General features: G+C 61.2%; 3 protein-coding genes. All 3 read left to right on the top strand.

Annotation, left to right across the window (positions count from 1 at the left end; translation table 11 throughout):
* On the top strand, positions 1 to 1,117 hold a 1,117-nt coding region (locus tag AC1D1X_RS20535; RefSeq protein WP_477699034.1), incomplete at its 5' end, for an ABC transporter substrate-binding protein.
* Positions 1,118 to 1,198: 81 nt separating this feature from the next.
* Positions 1,199 to 2,056, top strand: coding sequence for a carbohydrate ABC transporter permease (locus tag AC1D1X_RS20530; protein ID WP_477669911.1), 858 nt, complete (start codon positions 1,199 to 1,201; stop codon positions 2,054 to 2,056).
* Between the two features lie 10 nt (positions 2,057 to 2,066).
* The coding region (locus AC1D1X_RS20525; protein WP_477699033.1) for a carbohydrate ABC transporter permease at positions 2,067 to 2,591 on the top strand (525 nt) is incomplete at its 3' end.

Raw genomic sequence — 2,591 nt, 5'->3', positions numbered from 1 at the left:
GCGTCAGCGCGTCACCACCGACATCGCCACCAAGGGCGGGCAGTTCGACGTGATGACCATCGGCCTGTACGAAGCGCCGATCTGGTCGAAGAAGGGCTGGCTGCAGCCCATTGCCACCGATGCCGCCTATGACGTCGACGACCTGTTGCCGGCCATCCGCGCCGGCCTGTCGTACGAAGGCAAGCTCTACGCCGCGCCGTTCTATGGCGAGAGCTCGATGCTCATGTACCGCAAGGACCTCGCCGACAAGGTCGGCTTCAAGATGCCCGAGCAGCCCACCTGGACACAGGTGAAGGAACTGGCCGGCAAGATCCATGATCCGAAGGCCGGTGTGTATGGCATGTGCCTGCGCGGCAAGCCGGGCTGGGGCGACAACATGGCCTTCCTGACCACGCTGGTCAATACCAACGGCGGCCAGTGGTTCGACATGCAGTGGAAACCGCAGATCGACACCAAGCCGTGGAAGGACGCGATCGGCTTCTACGTGGACCTGATGAAAGCCTACGGCCCGCCCGGCGCCTCGGCCAACAGCTTCAACGAGAACCTCGCACTCTTCAACGAAGGAAAGTGCGGCATGTGGGTGGACGCAACCATCGCCGCCTCGTTTATCAGTGATCCGAAGCAGTCGAAGGTGGCCGACAAGGTGGCCTTTGCCCAGGCCCCTGTTGCCGTCACGCCCAAGGGCGCCAACTGGCTGTGGACGTGGAACCTGGCCATTCCGGCCAGCTCGACCAAGGGCGCGGCTGCCCAGACCTTCGTGAAGTGGGCTACCTCCAGGGAGTACATCAATCTGGTCGCCAAAGAACATGGCTGGGGGACGGTACCCACCGGCACGCGCAAGTCGACCTACGCAAACCCAGAGTTCCAGAAGGTTGCGAAGTTTGCTGCCGCCGAGAAGAAAGCCATCGACAGCGCCAACCTCAGCGACAGCACGCTGCCCAAGTCGCCTTACGTCGGCGTGCAGTACGCGGCCATTCCCGAGTTCCAGGCCATCGGCGTGGCGGTGGGGCAGCAGATGAGTGCCGCGCTGTCGGGCAAGGTCACAGTGGACCAGGCCCTGAAGACATCACAGACGGCCGCCGAGCGCGAGATGAAAAAGGCCGGGTATTACAAGTAAACCCACAGGCAGCATGCCCTGCCCGCGGACCGGTGAAGCCGGATCCGCGGCAGTTCTGCCCCGACGCCCGGGACCCACAACATGAACCGCCTCTTGCCTCGCGCGCTCATGGCGCCCGCAGTGCTCACGCTCTTCCTCTGGATGATCGTGCCGCTCGTGATGACCCTGTACTTCTCGTTCGTGAGCTACAACCTCATGCAGCCCGGCGACCATCCGTTCGTCGGCATCGAGAACTTCCAGTACTTCATCACCGATCCGGACTTCTGGCCCGCGACCTGGAACACGCTGCTGCTCATCGGCAGCGTGATCGTCATCACGGTGGTGTTCGGCGTGCTGCTCGCGCTGCTGGTGAACGAGCCCTTTCCGGGGCGAGGCATCGTCCGCGTGCTGCTTATCTCGCCTTTTTTTGTCATGCCCGCAGTGAACGCATTGCTGTGGAAGCACATGATGATGAACCCGATCTACGGCGTGCTTGCCGATCTCTGGCGTTTTTTCGGTGCGCAACCGGTCGACTGGCTCACCGATGTGCCGCTGTTGTCGGTGATCATCATGGTGGCCTGGCAATGGCTGCCCTTTGCCTGCCTGATCTTCATTACCTCGCTGCAGTCGCTCGACCGCGAGCAGATGGAAGCGGCACGCATGGACGGTGCAAGTTCGTTCCAGCGCTTCTTCTATCTCATCATTCCGCATCTTGGCCGGCCGATGGCGGTGGTGATCATGATCGAAATGATCTTTCTGCTCAGCGTGTTCGCCGAGATCGCCATCACCACCAATGGCGGCCCGGGCAACGAGAGCACCAATCTCACTTACATGATCTTCAAGCAGTCGCTCATGAACTTTGACGTGGGTGTGGCATCGGCAGGTGCTTTGTTTGCAGTGGTGGTGGCCAACATCGTGGCGGTGTTCCTCATCCGTATCGTCGGCAAGAACCTCGACTAAGGGAACGACTGTGCGACCCAGCAATTTTCTTCCGCAACTGCTGCGCACCGTGGGTGCGTGGGCAGTGGCGCTGCCGCTGTTCTTTCCGCTCGGCTGGCTGTTTCTCACGGCCTTCAAGACTGAACTGCAGGCGATTCATGTGCCGCCGCTCTTTATTTTCGAGCCCACGCTAGACAACTTCAGTGAAGTGCAGCGCCGCAGCGACTACTTGCTGTACGCGCGCAACTCGCTCATTACCAGCCTTGGCTCAACCCTCATCGGCCTGTTGATCGCGGCACCTGCCGCGTACTCGATGGCCTTCTTCCGTACGAAGAGGACGCGCGACATCCTGATGTGGATGCTTTCCACCAAGATGATGCCGGCGGTGGGTGCGCTGGTGCCGATCTACGTTCTCGCGCAGACCGCGGGCCTGCTGGATTCGCTCACCGCGCTGACCATTGTGTTCACGCTGGCGAACCTGCCGATCATGGTGTGGATGCTCTACAGCGCCTACAAGGACATTCCGAACGAGATACTGGAAGCCGCACGCATGGAC

Source organism: Polaromonas sp. P1_G4 (genome assembly GCF_056405475.1).
This window is presented reverse-complemented; position numbering and strand designations above follow the sequence as displayed.